The sequence below is a fragment of the Yoonia vestfoldensis DSM 16212 genome (genome assembly GCF_000382265.1).
In the GTDB taxonomy this organism is placed as follows: domain Bacteria; phylum Pseudomonadota; class Alphaproteobacteria; order Rhodobacterales; family Rhodobacteraceae; genus Yoonia; species Yoonia vestfoldensis.
Genome location: NZ_KB907984.1, coordinates 37,639 through 53,115, shown reverse-complemented (window position 1 = coordinate 53,115; position 15,477 = coordinate 37,639). Strand labels below are relative to the sequence as shown.

The 15,477-nt window shown below is 62.2% G+C and carries 17 protein-coding genes; 12 read left to right on the top strand and 5 right to left on the bottom strand.

The window, feature by feature from the left end; translation table 11 throughout:
- Positions 1-75 precede the first annotated feature (75 nt).
- The 6 genes from H147_RS0113060 (at position 76) to H147_RS0113035 (ending at position 5,066) form a co-directional block, all read left to right on the top strand.
- Positions 76-1,374, top strand: a complete 1,299-nt coding sequence (locus tag H147_RS0113060; RefSeq protein WP_026352505.1) for an NAD(P)/FAD-dependent oxidoreductase — start codon at positions 76-78, stop codon at positions 1,372-1,374.
- Positions 1,371-2,126, top strand: a complete 756-nt coding sequence (locus tag H147_RS0113055; RefSeq protein ID WP_019955820.1) for a DUF1365 domain-containing protein — start codon at positions 1,371-1,373, stop codon at positions 2,124-2,126. The genes H147_RS0113060 and H147_RS0113055 overlap by 4 nt, the downstream gene beginning before the upstream one ends.
- Positions 2,123-3,349 carry an MFS transporter gene (locus tag H147_RS0113050; protein WP_019955819.1) on the top strand — a complete coding sequence of 409 codons (1,227 nt, stop codon included), beginning with the start codon at positions 2,123-2,125 and terminating at the stop codon, positions 3,347-3,349. Before H147_RS0113055 ends, H147_RS0113050 begins: the two co-directional genes overlap by 4 nt.
- A gap of 3 nt (positions 3,350-3,352) precedes the next feature.
- Positions 3,353-3,925, top strand: coding sequence for a DUF3833 family protein (locus H147_RS0113045; RefSeq protein WP_019955818.1), 573 nt, complete (start codon positions 3,353-3,355; stop codon positions 3,923-3,925).
- A 1-nt stretch (position 3,926) separates the two neighbouring features.
- On the top strand, positions 3,927-4,664 hold the full coding sequence (locus H147_RS0113040) for an SDR family NAD(P)-dependent oxidoreductase (protein WP_019955817.1): 738 nt from the start codon (positions 3,927-3,929) through the stop codon (positions 4,662-4,664).
- Positions 4,665-4,739: 75 nt separating this feature from the next.
- Positions 4,740-5,066, top strand: coding sequence for a DUF3775 domain-containing protein (locus H147_RS0113035; RefSeq protein WP_026352504.1), 327 nt, complete (start codon positions 4,740-4,742; stop codon positions 5,064-5,066).
- On the opposite strand, the gene H147_RS0113030 is transcribed toward H147_RS0113035, so the two are convergent.
- On the bottom strand, positions 5,051-6,115 hold the full coding sequence (locus tag H147_RS0113030) for a saccharopine dehydrogenase (protein WP_019955815.1): 1,065 nt from the start codon (positions 6,113-6,115) through the stop codon (positions 5,051-5,053). The genes H147_RS0113035 and H147_RS0113030 overlap by 16 nt on opposite strands.
- A gap of 12 nt (positions 6,116-6,127) precedes the next feature.
- Positions 6,128-6,772: a histidine phosphatase family protein gene (locus tag H147_RS0113025; protein WP_019955814.1), complete on the bottom strand. Its 645-nt coding sequence runs from the start codon at positions 6,770-6,772 to the stop codon at positions 6,128-6,130.
- Positions 6,773-7,221: 449 nt separating this feature from the next.
- Here H147_RS0113025 and H147_RS0113020 point away from each other — a divergent pair, with 449 nt between their 5' ends.
- The 3 genes from H147_RS0113020 (at position 7,222) to H147_RS0113010 (ending at position 10,563) form a co-directional block, all read left to right on the top strand.
- Positions 7,222-7,554, top strand: a complete 333-nt coding sequence (locus H147_RS0113020) for a hypothetical protein (RefSeq protein WP_019955813.1) — start codon at positions 7,222-7,224, stop codon at positions 7,552-7,554.
- A gap of 148 nt (positions 7,555-7,702) precedes the next feature.
- Positions 7,703-9,745 (top strand): DNA helicase RecQ, encoded by a 2,043-nt coding sequence (recQ, locus tag H147_RS0113015; RefSeq protein WP_019955812.1) that lies wholly within the window; start codon positions 7,703-7,705, stop codon positions 9,743-9,745.
- Positions 9,746-9,870: 125 nt separating this feature from the next.
- A complete protein-coding gene (locus H147_RS0113010; RefSeq protein WP_019955811.1) occupies positions 9,871-10,563 on the top strand; it encodes a hypothetical protein in 693 nt (230 codons plus the stop codon).
- Between the two features lie 30 nt (positions 10,564-10,593).
- Here H147_RS0113010 and H147_RS0113005 read toward each other — a convergent pair whose 3' ends face one another.
- From H147_RS0113005 to H147_RS0112995, 3 genes are read right to left on the bottom strand one after another with little or no spacing between them, the layout of a single operon-like run.
- Complete coding sequence (locus H147_RS0113005) at positions 10,594-11,637, bottom strand: succinylglutamate desuccinylase/aspartoacylase family protein (protein ID WP_019955810.1); 1,044 nt, start codon at positions 11,635-11,637, stop codon at positions 10,594-10,596.
- The gene (gene rimK, locus H147_RS0113000) at positions 11,634-12,539 is read right to left on the bottom strand and encodes a 30S ribosomal protein S6--L-glutamate ligase (protein WP_019955809.1); all 906 of its coding nucleotides are present in this window, start codon (positions 12,537-12,539) and stop codon (positions 11,634-11,636) included. The genes H147_RS0113005 and rimK overlap by 4 nt, the downstream gene beginning before the upstream one ends.
- Positions 12,536-13,006: an ATP-dependent zinc protease family protein gene (locus H147_RS0112995; protein ID WP_019955808.1), complete on the bottom strand. Its 471-nt coding sequence runs from the start codon at positions 13,004-13,006 to the stop codon at positions 12,536-12,538. The genes rimK and H147_RS0112995 overlap by 4 nt, the downstream gene beginning before the upstream one ends.
- Positions 13,007-13,112: 106 nt before the next feature.
- On the opposite strand from H147_RS0112995, the gene truB reads away from it, so the two are divergent.
- Genes truB through H147_RS0112980 form a run of 3 tightly spaced genes read left to right on the top strand, consistent with a single transcriptional unit; the run spans position 13,113 to position 15,448 of the window.
- On the top strand, positions 13,113-14,018 hold the full coding sequence (truB, locus tag H147_RS0112990; RefSeq protein WP_019955807.1) for a tRNA pseudouridine(55) synthase TruB: 906 nt from the start codon (positions 13,113-13,115) through the stop codon (positions 14,016-14,018).
- A 33-nt stretch (positions 14,019-14,051) separates the two neighbouring features.
- Positions 14,052-14,564, top strand: coding sequence for a DUF1643 domain-containing protein (locus H147_RS0112985; RefSeq protein ID WP_019955806.1), 513 nt, complete (start codon positions 14,052-14,054; stop codon positions 14,562-14,564).
- The gene (locus H147_RS0112980) at positions 14,561-15,448 is read left to right on the top strand and encodes an alpha/beta fold hydrolase (protein ID WP_019955805.1); all 888 of its coding nucleotides are present in this window, start codon (positions 14,561-14,563) and stop codon (positions 15,446-15,448) included. Before H147_RS0112985 ends, H147_RS0112980 begins: the two co-directional genes overlap by 4 nt.
- Positions 15,449-15,477: the final 29 nt, after the last annotated feature.

Sequence of the window (15,477 nt, the reverse complement as noted above, 5' to 3'; positions counted from 1 at the left end):
AGTATTTTGCGTGATCCGTCCCAAACCGCGCTACGTAACTAACAGACAAGAAACGACCGGGGCGACGGAGACAGTATGCTGGTAGAGACAGGGACAACCGCGCCCTTGAAGATTGCGGTGATCGGGGCGGGGATTTCGGGGATGGGCGCGGCCCACACATTGGCAAGGGATCACCACGTGGTCCTCTTCGAGGCTGAAAACCGGCTGGGTGGCCATGCCCGCACAAGGATGGCAGGCCAGCATGGCGACCAGCAGGTCGACACCGGTTTCATCGTTTTCAACTATGCCAATTATCCGCATCTGACGGCCCTGTTCGACGATCTCGACGTGCCGGTTATCAAAAGCAACATGAGCTTTGGCGCGTCTTTCGGCGGTGGCAGGCTGGAATATGGCCTCGCCAGTCTGGATGCCTTGTTCGCCCAGCGCAAGAACGCAGCCAACCCGCGTTTCCTGCGGATGGTCCGCGACATCCTGCATTTCAACAAACACGGTCTGGCGGCCAGTCAGGACCAGAGCCTGACCATCGGCGGGTTGCTGAAAAAACTGCGCCTGTCGGATTATTTCCGCGACCATTATCTTCTGCCGTTTTCGGGCGCGATCTGGTCCACGCCCAAGGAAAAAATCCTCGATTTCCCCGCCCATGCGATGATGACATTTTTCGACAATCATGCCCTCTTGGGGGCGACGGGCCAGCATCAATGGTACACGGTCGACGGTGGCTCGCAGGCCTATGTCAGCCGCCTTGCCGCCGATATGGCGCGCCGCGATGTCGATCTGCGGCTGGGTGCGCCTGTCGATGCAGTCCGCCGCCGGCCCGGCTGGGTCGAGGTCAAGGCCAAAGGCGGCGAGTGGGAACGCTTTGACGAGGTGGTTTTCGCCAGCCATTCCGACCAGAGCCTTGCCATGCTGTCGGACGCCTCGCAGGTCGAACGCGACACCTTGGGCGCGGTGCGCTATCAGCCCAACAGCATCGTGCTGCATTCGGACACCTCCATCATGCCCAAGCGCAGGCAGGTCTGGTCGTCTTGGATCTATACCGAGGCGACCGATCAGCAGGGCGGCGAGATCGACCTGACCTATTGGATGAATTCGCTTCAGCCTTGGCTGAAGGCCGACACGCTGATGGTCACGCTGAACAGCCGCCGCCCGATCCGCGAGGACTTGATCTGGGACGAGGTGACGCTGCACCATCCGGTCTATGATCTGGCCGCCCTTGCCGCCCAGAAAACAGCCGCTGCGATGAACGGCACAAACCGCACGTGGTTCTGCGGCGCATGGATGAAGAACGGTTTCCACGAAGACGGGCTGTCCAGCGCGCTTGAGGTTGTCGAAAAACTGAACGCGCCCGAACGCATGGCGATGGCGGCAGAGTGACCGCGCGGGTCGAACATATCGCCGGGGAAACTTATCACGGGCGGCGGGGTGCGACCAAGAACGCGTTCCGCTATTCCATCGACTATGTGCTGCTGGATCCGGAAACCGCACCCGACGCGCCTGCGCTGTTTGCACGCAACGGCGGCAACCTGATGTCGCTGCATGACACCGACCACGGCGGGCCGCCCAAGCAAGGACGCGGTGCCGCATGGGTCCGCGATGTGCTGACCGCGCATGCGGTTCCGCAACCCGACCGGATCATGCTGCTGGCGCAGCCGCGTGTGCTGGGCCATGTGTTCAATCCGGTGTCGTTCTGGCTGTGCTATGACGACAATGCCCTGACCACGATCATCGCAGAGGTCACCAACACCTTCGGCGATCGCCATTCCTATCTGTGCCGCCATGACGACGGGCGCGCCCTTACCAAGACGGAAACGCTGGCAGCGCAAAAGGTGATGCATGTTTCCCCTTTCCAGCCCGTAGAGGGTGGATATGTGTTCCGATTTGATATCCAGCCTGACAGCGTCGGCATCTGGATCGACTACACCCGCGGCAATGGCGGGGTCATCGCCACGCTGACGGGCGCGCGCCGCCCGATCAGCAATGGCAGCATCCTGCGCGCCGTACTGCGCCGTCCGTTCGGGTCGCGCCGTGTGCTGGCGCTGATCCACTGGCAGGCGGTCAAGCTGTGGTGGAAGGGTGCCACGTTCCGGTCGCAGCCCGCCCCGCCGCAGGACGAGGTCAGCCGGTGAAAGCCCTGACCGAAAGGTTGCCTGCCTTCAGCCTTTTCGCGGCGGTCCTGTCGGGGGCCGGTCTGCCGATCTATATCTATGCACCGAAATACTATGCCGACACCTATGGCGTCAGCCTGTCAGCATTGGGTGCGGTATTGTTTGGCCTGCGGCTGTTCGACGTGGTGCAGGACCCCGTGCTGGGCTGGATCAGTGAACGGCTGACGCGGTTCAAGAAGCTTGCGATCACGCTGACCGCCTTTGCGCTGGCGCTGTCGATGATCGGGCTTTTCGCCGTGGCCCCGCCCATCGCGCCGATCTGGTGGTTCGGCCTGACGATCACGGGGCTGTTCACGGCGTTCAGTTTCCTGACGATCAATTTCTACGCCCAAGGGATCAGCAAGGCAGGCACGGCCGACGGTGGCCATGTCCGGCTGGCCGCGTGGCGCGAGAGCGGGGCCTTGCTGGGGGTCTGCATTGCCGCTGTCATCCCTACCGTGCTGATCGGTGTGGTGGTCGACCCCTTTGCGGTGTTCGCCTTCGGCTTTGCCGTGGTCACGCTGATTGCCGTGTTCTTCATGTGGCCGGAATGGAAAGGCCGTGTGGCGCAGGAACCGTCCCATATCCGCGACATCCTGGCCGACCCTATCGCGCGGCGGTTGCTGATCCTTGCACTGGTCAATGCCACGCCGCTGGCGGTGTCATCCACCCTGTTCCTTTTCTACGTCGAAAGCAGGCTGGGCGCGCCCGGTTGGGAAGGGGCGCTGCTTGTTCTCTTTTTTCTGGCGGCGGCGCTGTCGTCGCCCGCATGGTCCGCGCTTGCCCGCCGGTTCGGGGCAAAGCGCGTCTTGCTGGCTGCCATGGTCCTCGCCATAGCGTCATTCGGCTATACGCTGACTTTATCGACCGGCGATGTGATCCCGTTTGCGATCATCTGCGTATTAAGTGGTGCAACGATCGGGGCAGACCTGACCTTGATGCCCGCGATGTTCGCCAAACGCATGGCCGTGATTTCGCCTACCGGCGGGCAAGGTTTTGGCCTTTGGTCGCTGGTCAACAAGTTCACGCTGGCCTTTGCGGCAGTCGTCCTGCTGCCGTTGCTGGAAAGATCCGGTTTCGTTGCCGGCGCGACCGATTTGCCGGACGCGGCATTGACGACCCTGACGGTGCTTTACGCATTGGTGCCGTCGCTTTTGAAACTGTTGGCGATCGGCCTTCTGGTCGCCACAAAGCTCGAGGAATAAACGATGTCGTTTATCACCTATATTTTGATCGGCGCGGCTTTGATGGCGGCGGCTGTCTATGCCAAGACCCGCTTTGCGTCGTTCCTCGCGCAGAAACCGGACGATTATACCGATGGCCCGATGTTCGACATCCGCGAGAGGTTCAATGGCCCTATCGTGTGCGAAGGCGTCATTTTCGGCCCCACCGGCAAGGTCTCGTCGCGGTTCGTCGCCGATTTCCACGCGACCTGGAACGGCAATGTCGGCACGATGGTCGAAAAGTTCCATTATGACAGCGGATTGAAGCAGGACCGTTGCTGGACCCTGACCCTGTCGAATGACGGCACGATCAAGGCCGAAGCCCCCGATGTCGTGGGCACAGGCACCGGAAAGCAGCAAGGCTCCGCCGTTGTGCTGAATTACCGCATAAAACTGGCCGACGAGGCTGGCGGTCACGCGCTTGATGTTACAGACTGGATGTATCTGACATCAAACGGGTCGATCATGAATCGCAGCCAGTTCCGCAAGTTCGGGATCAAGGTTGCCGAGCTTGTCGCCACAATGCGACCGCGGGATCAGGCCTACGCGGGAGAATGACGTGACCGAATGGCAAGGAAAACGCTACTGGATCGTGGGTGCAAGCGAAGGGCTGGGGCGTGAAGTTGCCCTGACCCTCAGCCGCGCCGGGGCAGAGGTGATCGTGTCCGCCCGGACCGAAGACAGGCTGAAAGATCTGGTCGAGGATTTGCCCGGCAAGGCATCTTACGTCACCGTCGACGTCGCTGACCGCGCATCGGTGGAGTCCGCCGCTGCCGAGGTCGGGCAGATCGACGGGGTCGTCTATCTGGCCGGTGTCTACTGGCCGATGAAGGCGCAGGACTGGGACAACGAAAAAGCCGACATGATGGGCGAGGTCAATTTTCTGGGCGCTTCACGCGTCGTGGGGTCGGTCATCAAGGACATGGTCGCGCGCGATGCCGGTCACATCGTGCTGGTCGGCTCGCTGTCGGGCTTTCGCGGCTTGCCCGGTGCCATCGGCTATTGCTCGTCCAAGGCGGGCATGATGGCGCTGGCGGAATCGATGCAGGCCGATCTGCGTAACACGGGCGTGCATGTGCAGCTGATCAACCCCGGTTTTATCAAGACACGCCTGACCGAAAAGAACGATTTCAACATGCCGTTCATTATGACGCCGCAGGATGCAGCGAAAGAAGTGTTCGAGCATATGAACACCGACACGTTCAAGAAGAGCTTTCCCTTGCTCTTTTCTTGGGTGTTCCGCGGGTCACAGTTCATGCCCGACTGGATGTATTATCGGCTGTTCGGCGCGAAGTGACCGGCGCATCTGTTGCGCCAGATCAAGGCCGCCTGTGGTATCATCGCGCAAGGTCGCACCAAGGGAGGGCCGCAGATGTTACCCATTTCAGCAGACAAGGTGGCCGAGGTCATCATCCTCGCACGTGAACTCGACCGCGCCGGAAATGAATTCGACGGTTTCGTCGATCGTCTGAACGAAGATGAACAGGCCGGGCTTGTCGCACTGTTCTGGATCGGGCGGGGTACATTCGACCCCGAGGATCTGGCCGAGGCTGTCCGCACCGCAATGGCCGAAGCCACGACACCCACAGCGACCTATCTCAAGGGATCGCCCCACCTGGCCGACCATCTGGAAAGCGGGCTGGAGGCGCTGGGCATCGACAGCAGCGAAGTCGAGGACGACCTTTACCGCCCCGTCTGACCCATCGCGCGGTCGAACCAGACCTGCGCGCCTGCCCAGACGCCGCTGTCCATCCGGTCCAGCGTCGACAGATGCGGCAGCAGTTGTTCGGCGAAATCCTCGCTGCTTTCGGCGGGCAGCATGCTGGGCAGATTGTCGATGGCGGTCACGTCCAGCACAGGGCTGTCATACACGCGCAAGGCAGGCGCGTCCCAAGTCGTTGTGCGGTCATAGACCTTGACCGGGGAAAAATCGCTGTCGGGGTCGCAGGCGATATCGCCGATCACCGACAGGCGGCGCGCGGCGAGTTTGGCACTGGCGGGCACAAAGACCGGCGTGCCGGGACGCGCAAGAATGCAATTCAGAAAGATATCATGCGCCAGCACCTCTGGGAAAGGTCCGCCCTGCGCGGTTTCAGCCATGTCCCATTTCGTGACCGGCACGCCCATCGCGCTGCACAGGTCCGCAGCGCCGGTGCCCACACGGCCCAGCGCCCCGATGATCAGCGCCGTGGGGCGGGCGGTGCCCAGCGCGATCAGTCCTTCCTGCAAGTCGCCCAACAGATGCGCCGCCGACGGATAGGCGCGCACCGGCCCCGCGATCTGCCCGCGTTGCTGCGCCATCCAGCACAGCAACGCCACCGCCGCCCCCGCATAGCCCGCCCAATAGCCAAAGGCCGCAACGCGCCGCCCGTCCTCATCCGTCAGATATTCGAGATCAAGCAAGGTCCCCCCGCCTGCGCGGAACCTGTCCAGCAGGACCTGTCCTGCCGGCTGCCCCTTGTAGGCATGACCGAACATGATGTGACGATGCCGTAGCGGCGTGCCGTCATCGGGCAGTTCCTTCAGGCCAAAGATCACCGCATCGGCAGGCGCATCCGGCCAGCCGAATTCCGGTGCGATGTCACAGCCTGCGGCGGCATAATCCGCGATGGGGATGATCCGCTGGCGGCTCTCCTCGACCGTGACGCGAAAGCCCGCGGCGATCAGGCGCGCGGCCCCTTGCGGCGTCAGGCCGGTGCGTTCTTCATGTGGGCGACTTTCGGACCGGACCCAAAGGTGGATGCTCATCTTGGGGGCCTTTCAGAAATGGGTCAGCGCATGGGCGCGGTCCGCCGTATCCAGATGCGGCACGGCGTTGAAACTGGCCAAAATCGGCCCTTGCGGGATCACATGGATTCGGTGGACCGATGAATTCAGGATCGGCAGCAGGATATGCGCCATCCGCGTCGGATCGAGGTCAAGCAGATGGCGGATGATCATCCCGATCACGCCGCCCGATGTCACGCAGAGCACGCGGACACCCGGTTGTGCCGCCTCTTGCAGCACACCCGTGACGCGCGTTTCAAAGGAGGCGAAGGTTTCCACCCCCATGATCTCGGCCCGGTGCCAGGCTTGCATGACCTGCGGGACATGGGCGGCGAATTCGTCAGGCCCGGGAAACGGCACGCCATGCACATCCTGCAAGGCACGGCCAAGGTTGAAATAGTCCATCTCGTTCAGGCGATGGTCGATCACTGGATCGGCATAGCCCAACCCCGTCGCCGTTTCGCGGTGCCGGCGCAGGCTACCGCTGATCACCTTGTCGAAAGGCCGTTCGCGGTCGCGCATGTAATCGCCCAGCCACGCGGCCTGCTGGTGGCCAAGCTCTGACAGGCGGTCATACCCTTCTTCGTCGCGCGCGCTGGAATTGGCCTGCCCGTGCCGGACCAGAATGATTTCGCCCATTTGGATGCTCCTTTGCGGACAGGGTTAAGCGGTGCGGGCGACATTGACAACGCTTGCGGGATGGCTCGAAGGCGGCAATCGACCCGAAATGTTAGCGCAATCGGTAACGCCGGTGAGAGGCGGCCGAAATATTCGGCGATCACGGATTTGGGTAGCGCTGAAATCTGTGATCGTCCGCAACACCGGCCTGCCGACCATCGTCGTCGGAACGCACAGAGCGGATGCAAAGACTGTGCACCATTGCACACAATGGCCGTCATGGGCAGATGCCGTGTTCTGTCAAGGAGGTGGCTCAATCACGTTTCGCCCCGTTTTCGTGATCTCTCCCGCTCTTTCCCCACGGCGCATTTCGGCCAATCTTTGTTTCACAGCAGCGCAACATTTTGCACTGCTTCAACAAATCAAAATACGGCATTCCGCCGTCAACCAACTGAAAAGGAAAGAGTATCATGTCCATTAAAGCATTCGCCATCGCCGCAGTCGCACTTGCTTCCACAGCGTCCATCGCATCGGCAAACAGCTATTTCGAACTGCCCCGCGCACAAGACTCCACCAGCAACCTCGAGCTGGGCATTGTCCGCGCCGCAGCTGACGGTGTGGTCGAGATCTACAGCCGCACCGATGATGACCAAGCTGTTCTGCTCGGGACCCAGGCCGTGCGCGCCGGTGCCAACACCGACGTCCGCGTCAACACGGGCACACCGCTGCTGAGCGATGTTGTCGCCGTGCTGAAGGTTGATGGCGAAATCGTCGCCACCGAAACCTACCGCATCGACCGCTAATACCGGTTCCGACATCTCCCTGTCGCGATTGGCCGTCTCTGTTCGCAGAGGCGGCCTTTTGCTTTTTGCACCTGTACGGGTTGTTCACCGATTCCGGTTATGGGATTGTCGCCAGCAATCAAGAAAATCCAGTTACAGGTCCCCCTTCATGCCCGCTGCCACGCTTTTGCGCGACGTCTTTGGCTTTGACGCCTTCCGGCCCGGCCAGCAGGACATCGTCGAGGCTGTCGCCGCAGGGCGCAACACGCTGGCGATCATGCCCACGGGTGGCGGCAAATCCTTGTGTTTCCAGCTGCCCGCGCTGATGCGGCAGGGCGTGACCGTGGTGATTTCTCCGCTGATCGCCCTGATGCGCGATCAGGTGCGTGGCTTGCAGCAGGCGGGTGTGGCGGCCGGTGCGCTGACATCGGGCAATACCGAGGAAGAGACAGAGGCAGTCTGGTCCGCTCTGGAGGCGGGCACGCTGAAACTCCTCTACATGGCCCCCGAACGTTTGTCCGCCGGTGGCACCGTGCAGATGCTGCACCGCGCCGGTGTCAGCCTCATTGCCGTGGACGAGGCGCATTGCGTCAGCCAATGGGGCCATGATTTCCGCCCTGATTACCTGCGCATCGGGGAATTGCGTGAAGCACTGGATGTGCCGCTTGCCGCCTTTACCGCCACGGCGGATGCCGAAACGCAGGCGGAAATCGTGCAAAAACTGTTCGCCGGACAGCAGCCCGCGACATTCCTGCACGGGTTCGACCGGCCCAATATCCATCTTGCCTTTGCCGCCAAGGACAGCCCGCGCCAGCAGATCCTCGCCTTTGCTGCCGCGCGCAAAGGGCAGTCGGGCATCGTCTATACCGGCACCCGCGCCAAGACCGAAACCTTGGCGCAGGCTTTGCGCGAGGCGGGTCATCTCGCTTGCCATTACCACGGCGGGATGGAGGCCGAGGACAGGCGCATCGTCGAACGCCGCTTCCAGCAGGAAGACGGGTTGATCGTCTGTGCGACGGTGGCCTTTGGCATGGGCATCGACAAACCCGATATCCGCTGGGTCGCGCATGCCGATCTGCCCAAGTCGATCGAAAGCTACTATCAGGAAATCGGCCGGGCAGGCCGCGACGGCGCCCCTGCGGAAACGCTGACCCTGTTCGGCCCCGACGACATCCGCTATCGCCGCCAGCAGATCGACGAAGGACTGGCCCCCGCCGACCGCCGCGCTGCCGATCATGGCCGCTTGAACGCGCTTTTGGGGCTGGCAGAGGCACTGCATTGCCGCCGCCAGACGCTGTTGTCCTATTTCGGCGAAACCAGCGATCCTTGCGGCCATTGCGATCTTTGCAACAAGCCCGCCGAAGTGTTCGACGCGACGACGCCAGTGCGCATGGCACTATCGGCGGCGTTGCGGACCGAGGAGTATTTCGGCGCGGGCCATCTGATCGACATTCTGCTGGGTCAAGCGACCGACAAGATCAAGGCGCGCGGCCATGACAGCCTGCCGACCTATGGCGTGGGCCGCGATTACGACCGCCGCCAGTGGCAGGCGATTTTTCGGCAGATGATGGGCCATGACCTGTTGCGCCCCGACCGCGACCGGCATGGTGCCTTGCGCATGACCGACCACGCCCGCCCGATCCTGCGCGGCGAAGCGCAGATCATGCTGCGCCGCGACACGATCACCGCCGCCAAAGGCGCGGGGCCAAAGGTGCACACGCTGGTCAGCGAAGACGACGCGCCGCTCTTGTCCGCGTTGAAAGCAAAACGCCGGTTTCTGGCCGAACAGGCCGGTGTGCCTGCCTATATCATCTTTAACGACAAGACCCTGATCGACATGGCTGAAAAACGCCCCGCGACGCTGGATGACATGGCCCATATCGGGGGCGTCGGGGCGAAAAAGCTGGAAAGCTATGGGCGCGCTTTTCTCGAGGTGATCGCGGGCGAGGCGGAAAACCTGCACCCCAGCCGCCGCAAACTGGCCGGCCGCGACGAAGGGCTGATCTATGACCGCCTGCTGGCCGCGCAAAGCGCGCTGATCCGTGGCCCTCATGGCGCGGACAAGCCGATGACCTGTTCGGCGTCGATGCTCGCCAAGGTCGCGCAGTTGCGCAACGCCGACATCACCAGCCTGACGCGGCTGATCGGCGACCGGCACGCCGAACGGTTCGGCGATGCCTTTCTGGACGTGCTGGACAGCGACGGCGGCTAATGCGGCAGATAGGCAACAATGCGACACCCGCATAGGCTTTACCGATCCCTTTTTTATACAACCCAGAGCGCGATTCGGTTAACTCCTTGACGGACACACCGTGAACCTTAAGGAACTGAAATCCCATGAAACTTGGCCTTATCAGCGCCGTCGGCGCAACCATTGTCCTGTCCGCTTGCGGCGGATCTAGCTCCAGCGAGAATGTGGATGCCAGCGTAACGCTAGATCAGTTGAAGGACCGCGCTGCGGTGGCGCGAAACACCTTCGAATTAACGCCAGTGGACGAAGATGGTTTCCAAAACGTAATTCCGGTTGAGCCTAATCAAGTTCCTGCAAGAGGAGAACTTAACTACACGGGTATCGCAGCGGTCATTTCGGGTGAGGCATTCAACGACGCTGCCGATGACGTGATAACACTAGCCGCCCTTGGTTCATCAACAATGACCGTTAACTTTGACACTCAAGTCATCACCGGCAGCGCCAATAACTTCTTTGAACTGGACAACCCTCAAACAGCGCTGAGCGGCCCGATTGACACCATTCAAGCAGTTCAAGGACAGCGGATCGACGGATCGCTGACGTACCGGTTTGATCAGCGCGCGGATGGCCAAAACTTCTATACGGGTACAGTCAGTGGAACCTTGTTCCAACGCAACGGAGAGCAGCTCGATCTCGCTGAAAACATGGAAGGATTCTTTAGTGGCACCAATGGTCGCGGTTTTTTTGGCTCAACATCTGACGATATCATCGTTGATGAGCTGGACTCGCCAGGTGTTCCCTTCAACAGCGTAGGCCTCCTGATGACGCGCGATAATTGAACGAAGCGTGCGGCCAGTTCTGCTGGCCCGTCAAATAATCTCGTCCTCATCAAACAGCGGCGCTTCTTCCAGTTGCGCGGTGAGGTCGCCGAGGGCGGCCTCGGCCTGACCGGCGGATTTCACGGCGGCGACGTGCAGCAGCGCGTCGCCTTCGTGCACGATGGGCATCACCGCGCGGCCGACGATGATGCCGCCATAAGGCGTGCGCACCTCGACCTCGCCACCGCCGAAGGGGTCGGAAATGGCGGCGACCAGATCGCCAGCTGCCACCACATCGCCTTCGGCCTTGAACATGCGCAATAGCCCGCCGGCGGGCGCGCGGACCCAGTGACTATCGGAACAGACGAGCGGCTGCGCCTTGGGTGCGGCGATGCCCGCCTTGGGCAAAAGCCCCACGTCCTTGAGCACGCGCAGGATGCCTGCGAGCCCCGCCCGTACGGACAGTTCGTCGAACCGCATCCCCTCGCCTGCCTCATAAAGCAGGATATTGACGCCCTTGCGCTTGGCCTCCAGCCGCAGGCTGCCGTCGCGCAGGGCGCTGGTCAGGATCACCGGCGCGCCGAACACACGGGCAAGGCGGAGGGTTTCGGCATTGTTGCCCGACACCCGCACTTGCGGCAGGTTCGTGCGGTGGATCGCGGCGGAATGCAGGTCGATGCCAAGGCTGCAGCGTTCCACGATCTCGGTCATGAAGATATGCGCAAGCCGCGACCCCAGCGAGCCGTTGGGCGAGCCCGGAAAGCAACGGTTCAGATCGCGTCGGTCGGGCAGATAGCGTGAATGGTTCAGAAAGCCGAACGTGTTGACGATCGGCACCACGATCAGCGTGCCCGCCACGTTTTTCAGCGTGCCGGTGCGCAACAGGCGGCGGACGATCTCGACCCCGATTACCTCGTCTCCGTGGATGCCCGCGCTGACGAACACGGTGGGCCCGTCCTTGCGGCCGTGGATCACATGGGCGGACAGGGTGACAGGCGTGTAATCCGACAGGGTGCTGACCGGAATATTGACTGTCTTGCGCGTGCCTGCCGCGATCTGTTCGCCTGCAATCTGATAGGCCGCGCGTTTCGTCATCCCTTGCCTTTGGTCTTGGTCGCGTTGGGTTTGGCGTTCTTTTCGATATATTCGATGATCTTGGTGGCGATATCCAGCCCTGTCGCCTTTTCCACGCCTTCCAAACCTGGGGAAGAGTTCACCTCCATCACCACTGGCCCGTGGTTGGACCGCAGCATATCGACGCCGCAGACGTTCAGCCCCATCGCCTTGGCCGACCGGATCGCGGTAGACCGTTCCTCTGGCGACAGCTTGATCACTTGCGCGGACCCGCCACGGTGCAGGTTGGACCGGAATTCGCCTTCGGCACCCGTGCGTTTCATCGCGGCGACGACCTTGCCGCCGACCACGATGGCGCGGATATCGGTGCCGCCCGCTTCCTTGATGAATTCCTGCAGCAGGATGTTCACACCCGCGCCACGGAACGCCTCGACCACGGATTTCGCGGACCGGTCGGTATCGGCCAGAACGACGCCGATGCCTTGCGTGCCTTCCAGAAGCTTGATGACCACGGGCGCGCCGCCTGCGAGTTTCAGCACCTCGTCCGTCTGGCGCGGATCATGGGCAAAGGTCGTGACTGGCAGCCCGATCCCGTCACGCGCCAGCAGTTGCATGGACCGCAGCTTGTCGCGCGACCGGCCGATGCCGACGCTTTCGTTCAGGGGAAACACGCCCTGCATCTCGAACTGGCGCAGCACGGCCATGCCGTAGAAGGTGACCGATGCGCCGATGCGGGGGATCACGGCGTCATAGCCTTCAAGCTTTTCGCCGTTGTAATACACTTCGGGCCGGCGCGACGCGATGTTCATATAGCAGCGCAAGGTGTTGATGATGTCGAGCTGGTGCCCCCGCGCCTCGGCCGCTTCTTTCAGGCGGCGGTGGGTGTAAAGCTCTGGATTGCGGGCGAGCATGGCGATTTTCATTTTGCGGCGCTTTCAGGTTGCGGCAGAGGGCTGACAAGATAGGTATGTCGGGCGTGAACGGCGATGTTTTTATGACGCAAGGCCCGCCGCCCAAGGATCAGCGGAAACTGCATGCTGCCCCTGTCGGTCAGGGATATGTCGATCTTCCACTTGCGTCCGGCCAGAATCATGGGTGTGCGAATGACGATCCGCGTCTCCGGCTGGCCGCTCGTATTGGTGATATCACGCTTTGTGAAGACGGCAAATTCGCAGATGCGCGCCGGACTGCCGGGGATGTCGGGGCAGCGGAACCGGACCCATTTTTCGTCCCGCTTGTAAAAGGTCTCGATCTCTTCGGCATGGAGCGCGGTGGTCTTGGCGCCGGTGTCCACCTTGACCGCAAAATCCGAAAGCCCCAGATCAGGCAGGCTGATCCGTTCCTGCCAGCCGATGATCAGCAAAGGATGCGTTGAAGGGTCAGATAGCATGAGATCGGTCCGGTTGTGGCGTCACCCCGACATAGCGCGAACCGCCGCGCCTTGACCAGCAGAGTGCGCGCGCATAGCAAGCCGCCAACGGATAAAGGGCAAGATCATGGCGCGCAGACGCAAGGGACGCGATATTTCAGGCTGGCTGGTGGTGGACAAACCGGCGGGCATCACCTCGACCACAGTGGTCAACCGCGTGCGCTGGGCGTTTGAAGCGAACAAGGCAGGCCATGCCGGCACGCTCGACCCCGAAGCGACAGGCGTGCTGGCCATCGCCTTGGGTGAAGCGACAAAGACCGTGCCTTACATCACCGATGCGCTGAAGGCCTATGAATTCACGATCCGCTTCGGGCAGGCCACCAACACCGATGACGCCGAGGGCGAAGTCATTGCCACCAGCGATACCCGCCCTGAAGATGCCGCCATCAAGGCCGCGCTGGCGGGGTTCATCGGCGATATCATGCAGGTTCCGCCGCAGTTTTCCGCTGTGAAGGTCGACGGCGAACGCGCCTATGCCAAAGCCCGCGAGGGCGAGGCGATGGACCTGGCCGCCCGCCCGTTGTGGGTCGAGGAACTGCTGCTGGCCGACCGTCCCGACGCCGATCATGCCGTGCTGGAAATGACCTGCGGCAAGGGTGGCTATGTGCGGTCCATCGCCCGCGATCTGGGCGATGTGCTGGGCTGCAAGGCGCATGTGCGGTCCTTGCGCCGGATCTGGTCGGGGCCGTTTCAGGCGACCGACGGGATCACATTGGAACAGTTGGACGCGATTGCGCGCACGCCGGAGCTTGATGCGCGGCTGCTGCCGCTGGAAGTTGGACTGGCCGATCTGGCGGAGGTCCGCTGCACTGCCGAAAGCGTGGCGCGGTTGCGCAACGGCAATCCCGCAGCGGTGATTGCCAGCGGCGTGGATTATGGCGAAGAAGTCTGGGCCAGCCATGACGGCAAGGCCATCGCCATCGGCAGCTACCGTGGTGGCGAATTACACCCGACCCGTGTGTTTGTCGCGTAAGGTGGATTGCAATCCACCTTACCTGACTGGCGCATGATCACACGCCAGCATATCACCGATCTTGCCGCATCAACTGCGACCTATTCGGATTGCGATGCTTACCGCTATGACCTGACCCGCATCTGGGACCAAAGTGCACCGCGCCTGTTGTTTGTGATGCTGAACCCCTCCACAGCGACCGAACTGCACAACGACCCCACGGTCGAACGCTGCGAACGCCGCGCCCGCGCCTTGGGCTTTGGTGCCTTTCGGGTCACCAATATCTTTGCATGGCGCGATACCGATCCGCGCGCCTTGCGCCGTGCGGCTGACCCCATCGGCCCCGCTAATGATGCCAGTTTGCTCGCCGCGGCGGTTTGGGCCGACCAGATCATCGCCGCATGGGGCACACATGGCGTGCATCTGGGGCGCGGCGCGCAGGTGGCGGAATTGCTGCGCCAAACCGGCACGCCATTGCTCACGCTTGGCTTGACCAAGGACGGGCATCCGCGCCACCCTCTCTACGTCAGCTATGACCAGCACCCAAGGGGATGGAGCGTCCCATGATCCAAGGTTTCACCCCGTCCCGCGTTGCCTGCGGCGATGTCACCCTGTCGGTGCACCGCGCGGGCCAAGGCACGCCGCTGATCCTGCTGCACGGCTATCCGCAGAACCACCATTGCTGGGAAAAGGTCGCGCCCGCCCTTGCGCAGCAGTTCGATGTCATCATCCCCGACCTGCGCGGCTATGGCGACAGCGACGCGCCCGCCGATGATGCGGACCACACGACGTATTCCAAACGCACGATGGCCGCCGATATCGCCGCATTGATGGACGCGCTGGGGATCGACCGTGCGCATGTCCTGGGCCATGACCGTGGCGGGCGGGTCGCCTATCGCTTTGCGCTGGATCATCCCGACCGGATCATCCGGCTTGGCATCATCGAGATCGTGCCGACGGGCGATTTCTGGGCCAATTGGTCGGCCGATCTGGCGATGAAAGCCTATCACTGGACCTATCTGGCGCAGCCCGCGCCCTTGCCCGAACGGATGATCGGCGCGGACCCTGCGGGATACATCGACTGGACACTGGCCGCATGGACCATGGACAAATCGCTGGCGGTGTTCAGCGATGCGGCCCTTGCCAGTTATCGCGCGCAGGCCGCCGACCCCGTGCATCTGCACGCGATGTGCGCTGATTACCGCGCAGGCGCGACATTCGACCGCGCGCTGGACGAGGCCGACAAGGCGGTAGGGCGCAAGATCGCCGCCCCCCTGCATTTCCTCTGGGCGCAAGGCGGGTTTCCGGCGCAAACCGGCGACCCCGCAGCGCTCTGGCGGCCATGGGTGGACCGGATGACCGATGCGTCCTGCACATCCGGCCATTTCGCGATGGAGGAAAACCCGCAGGCCGTGATCGACAGCTTTCTGCCGTTCTTCGGCGCGGATTAACCACCCGGATCGATTCAGGACCATCGCTG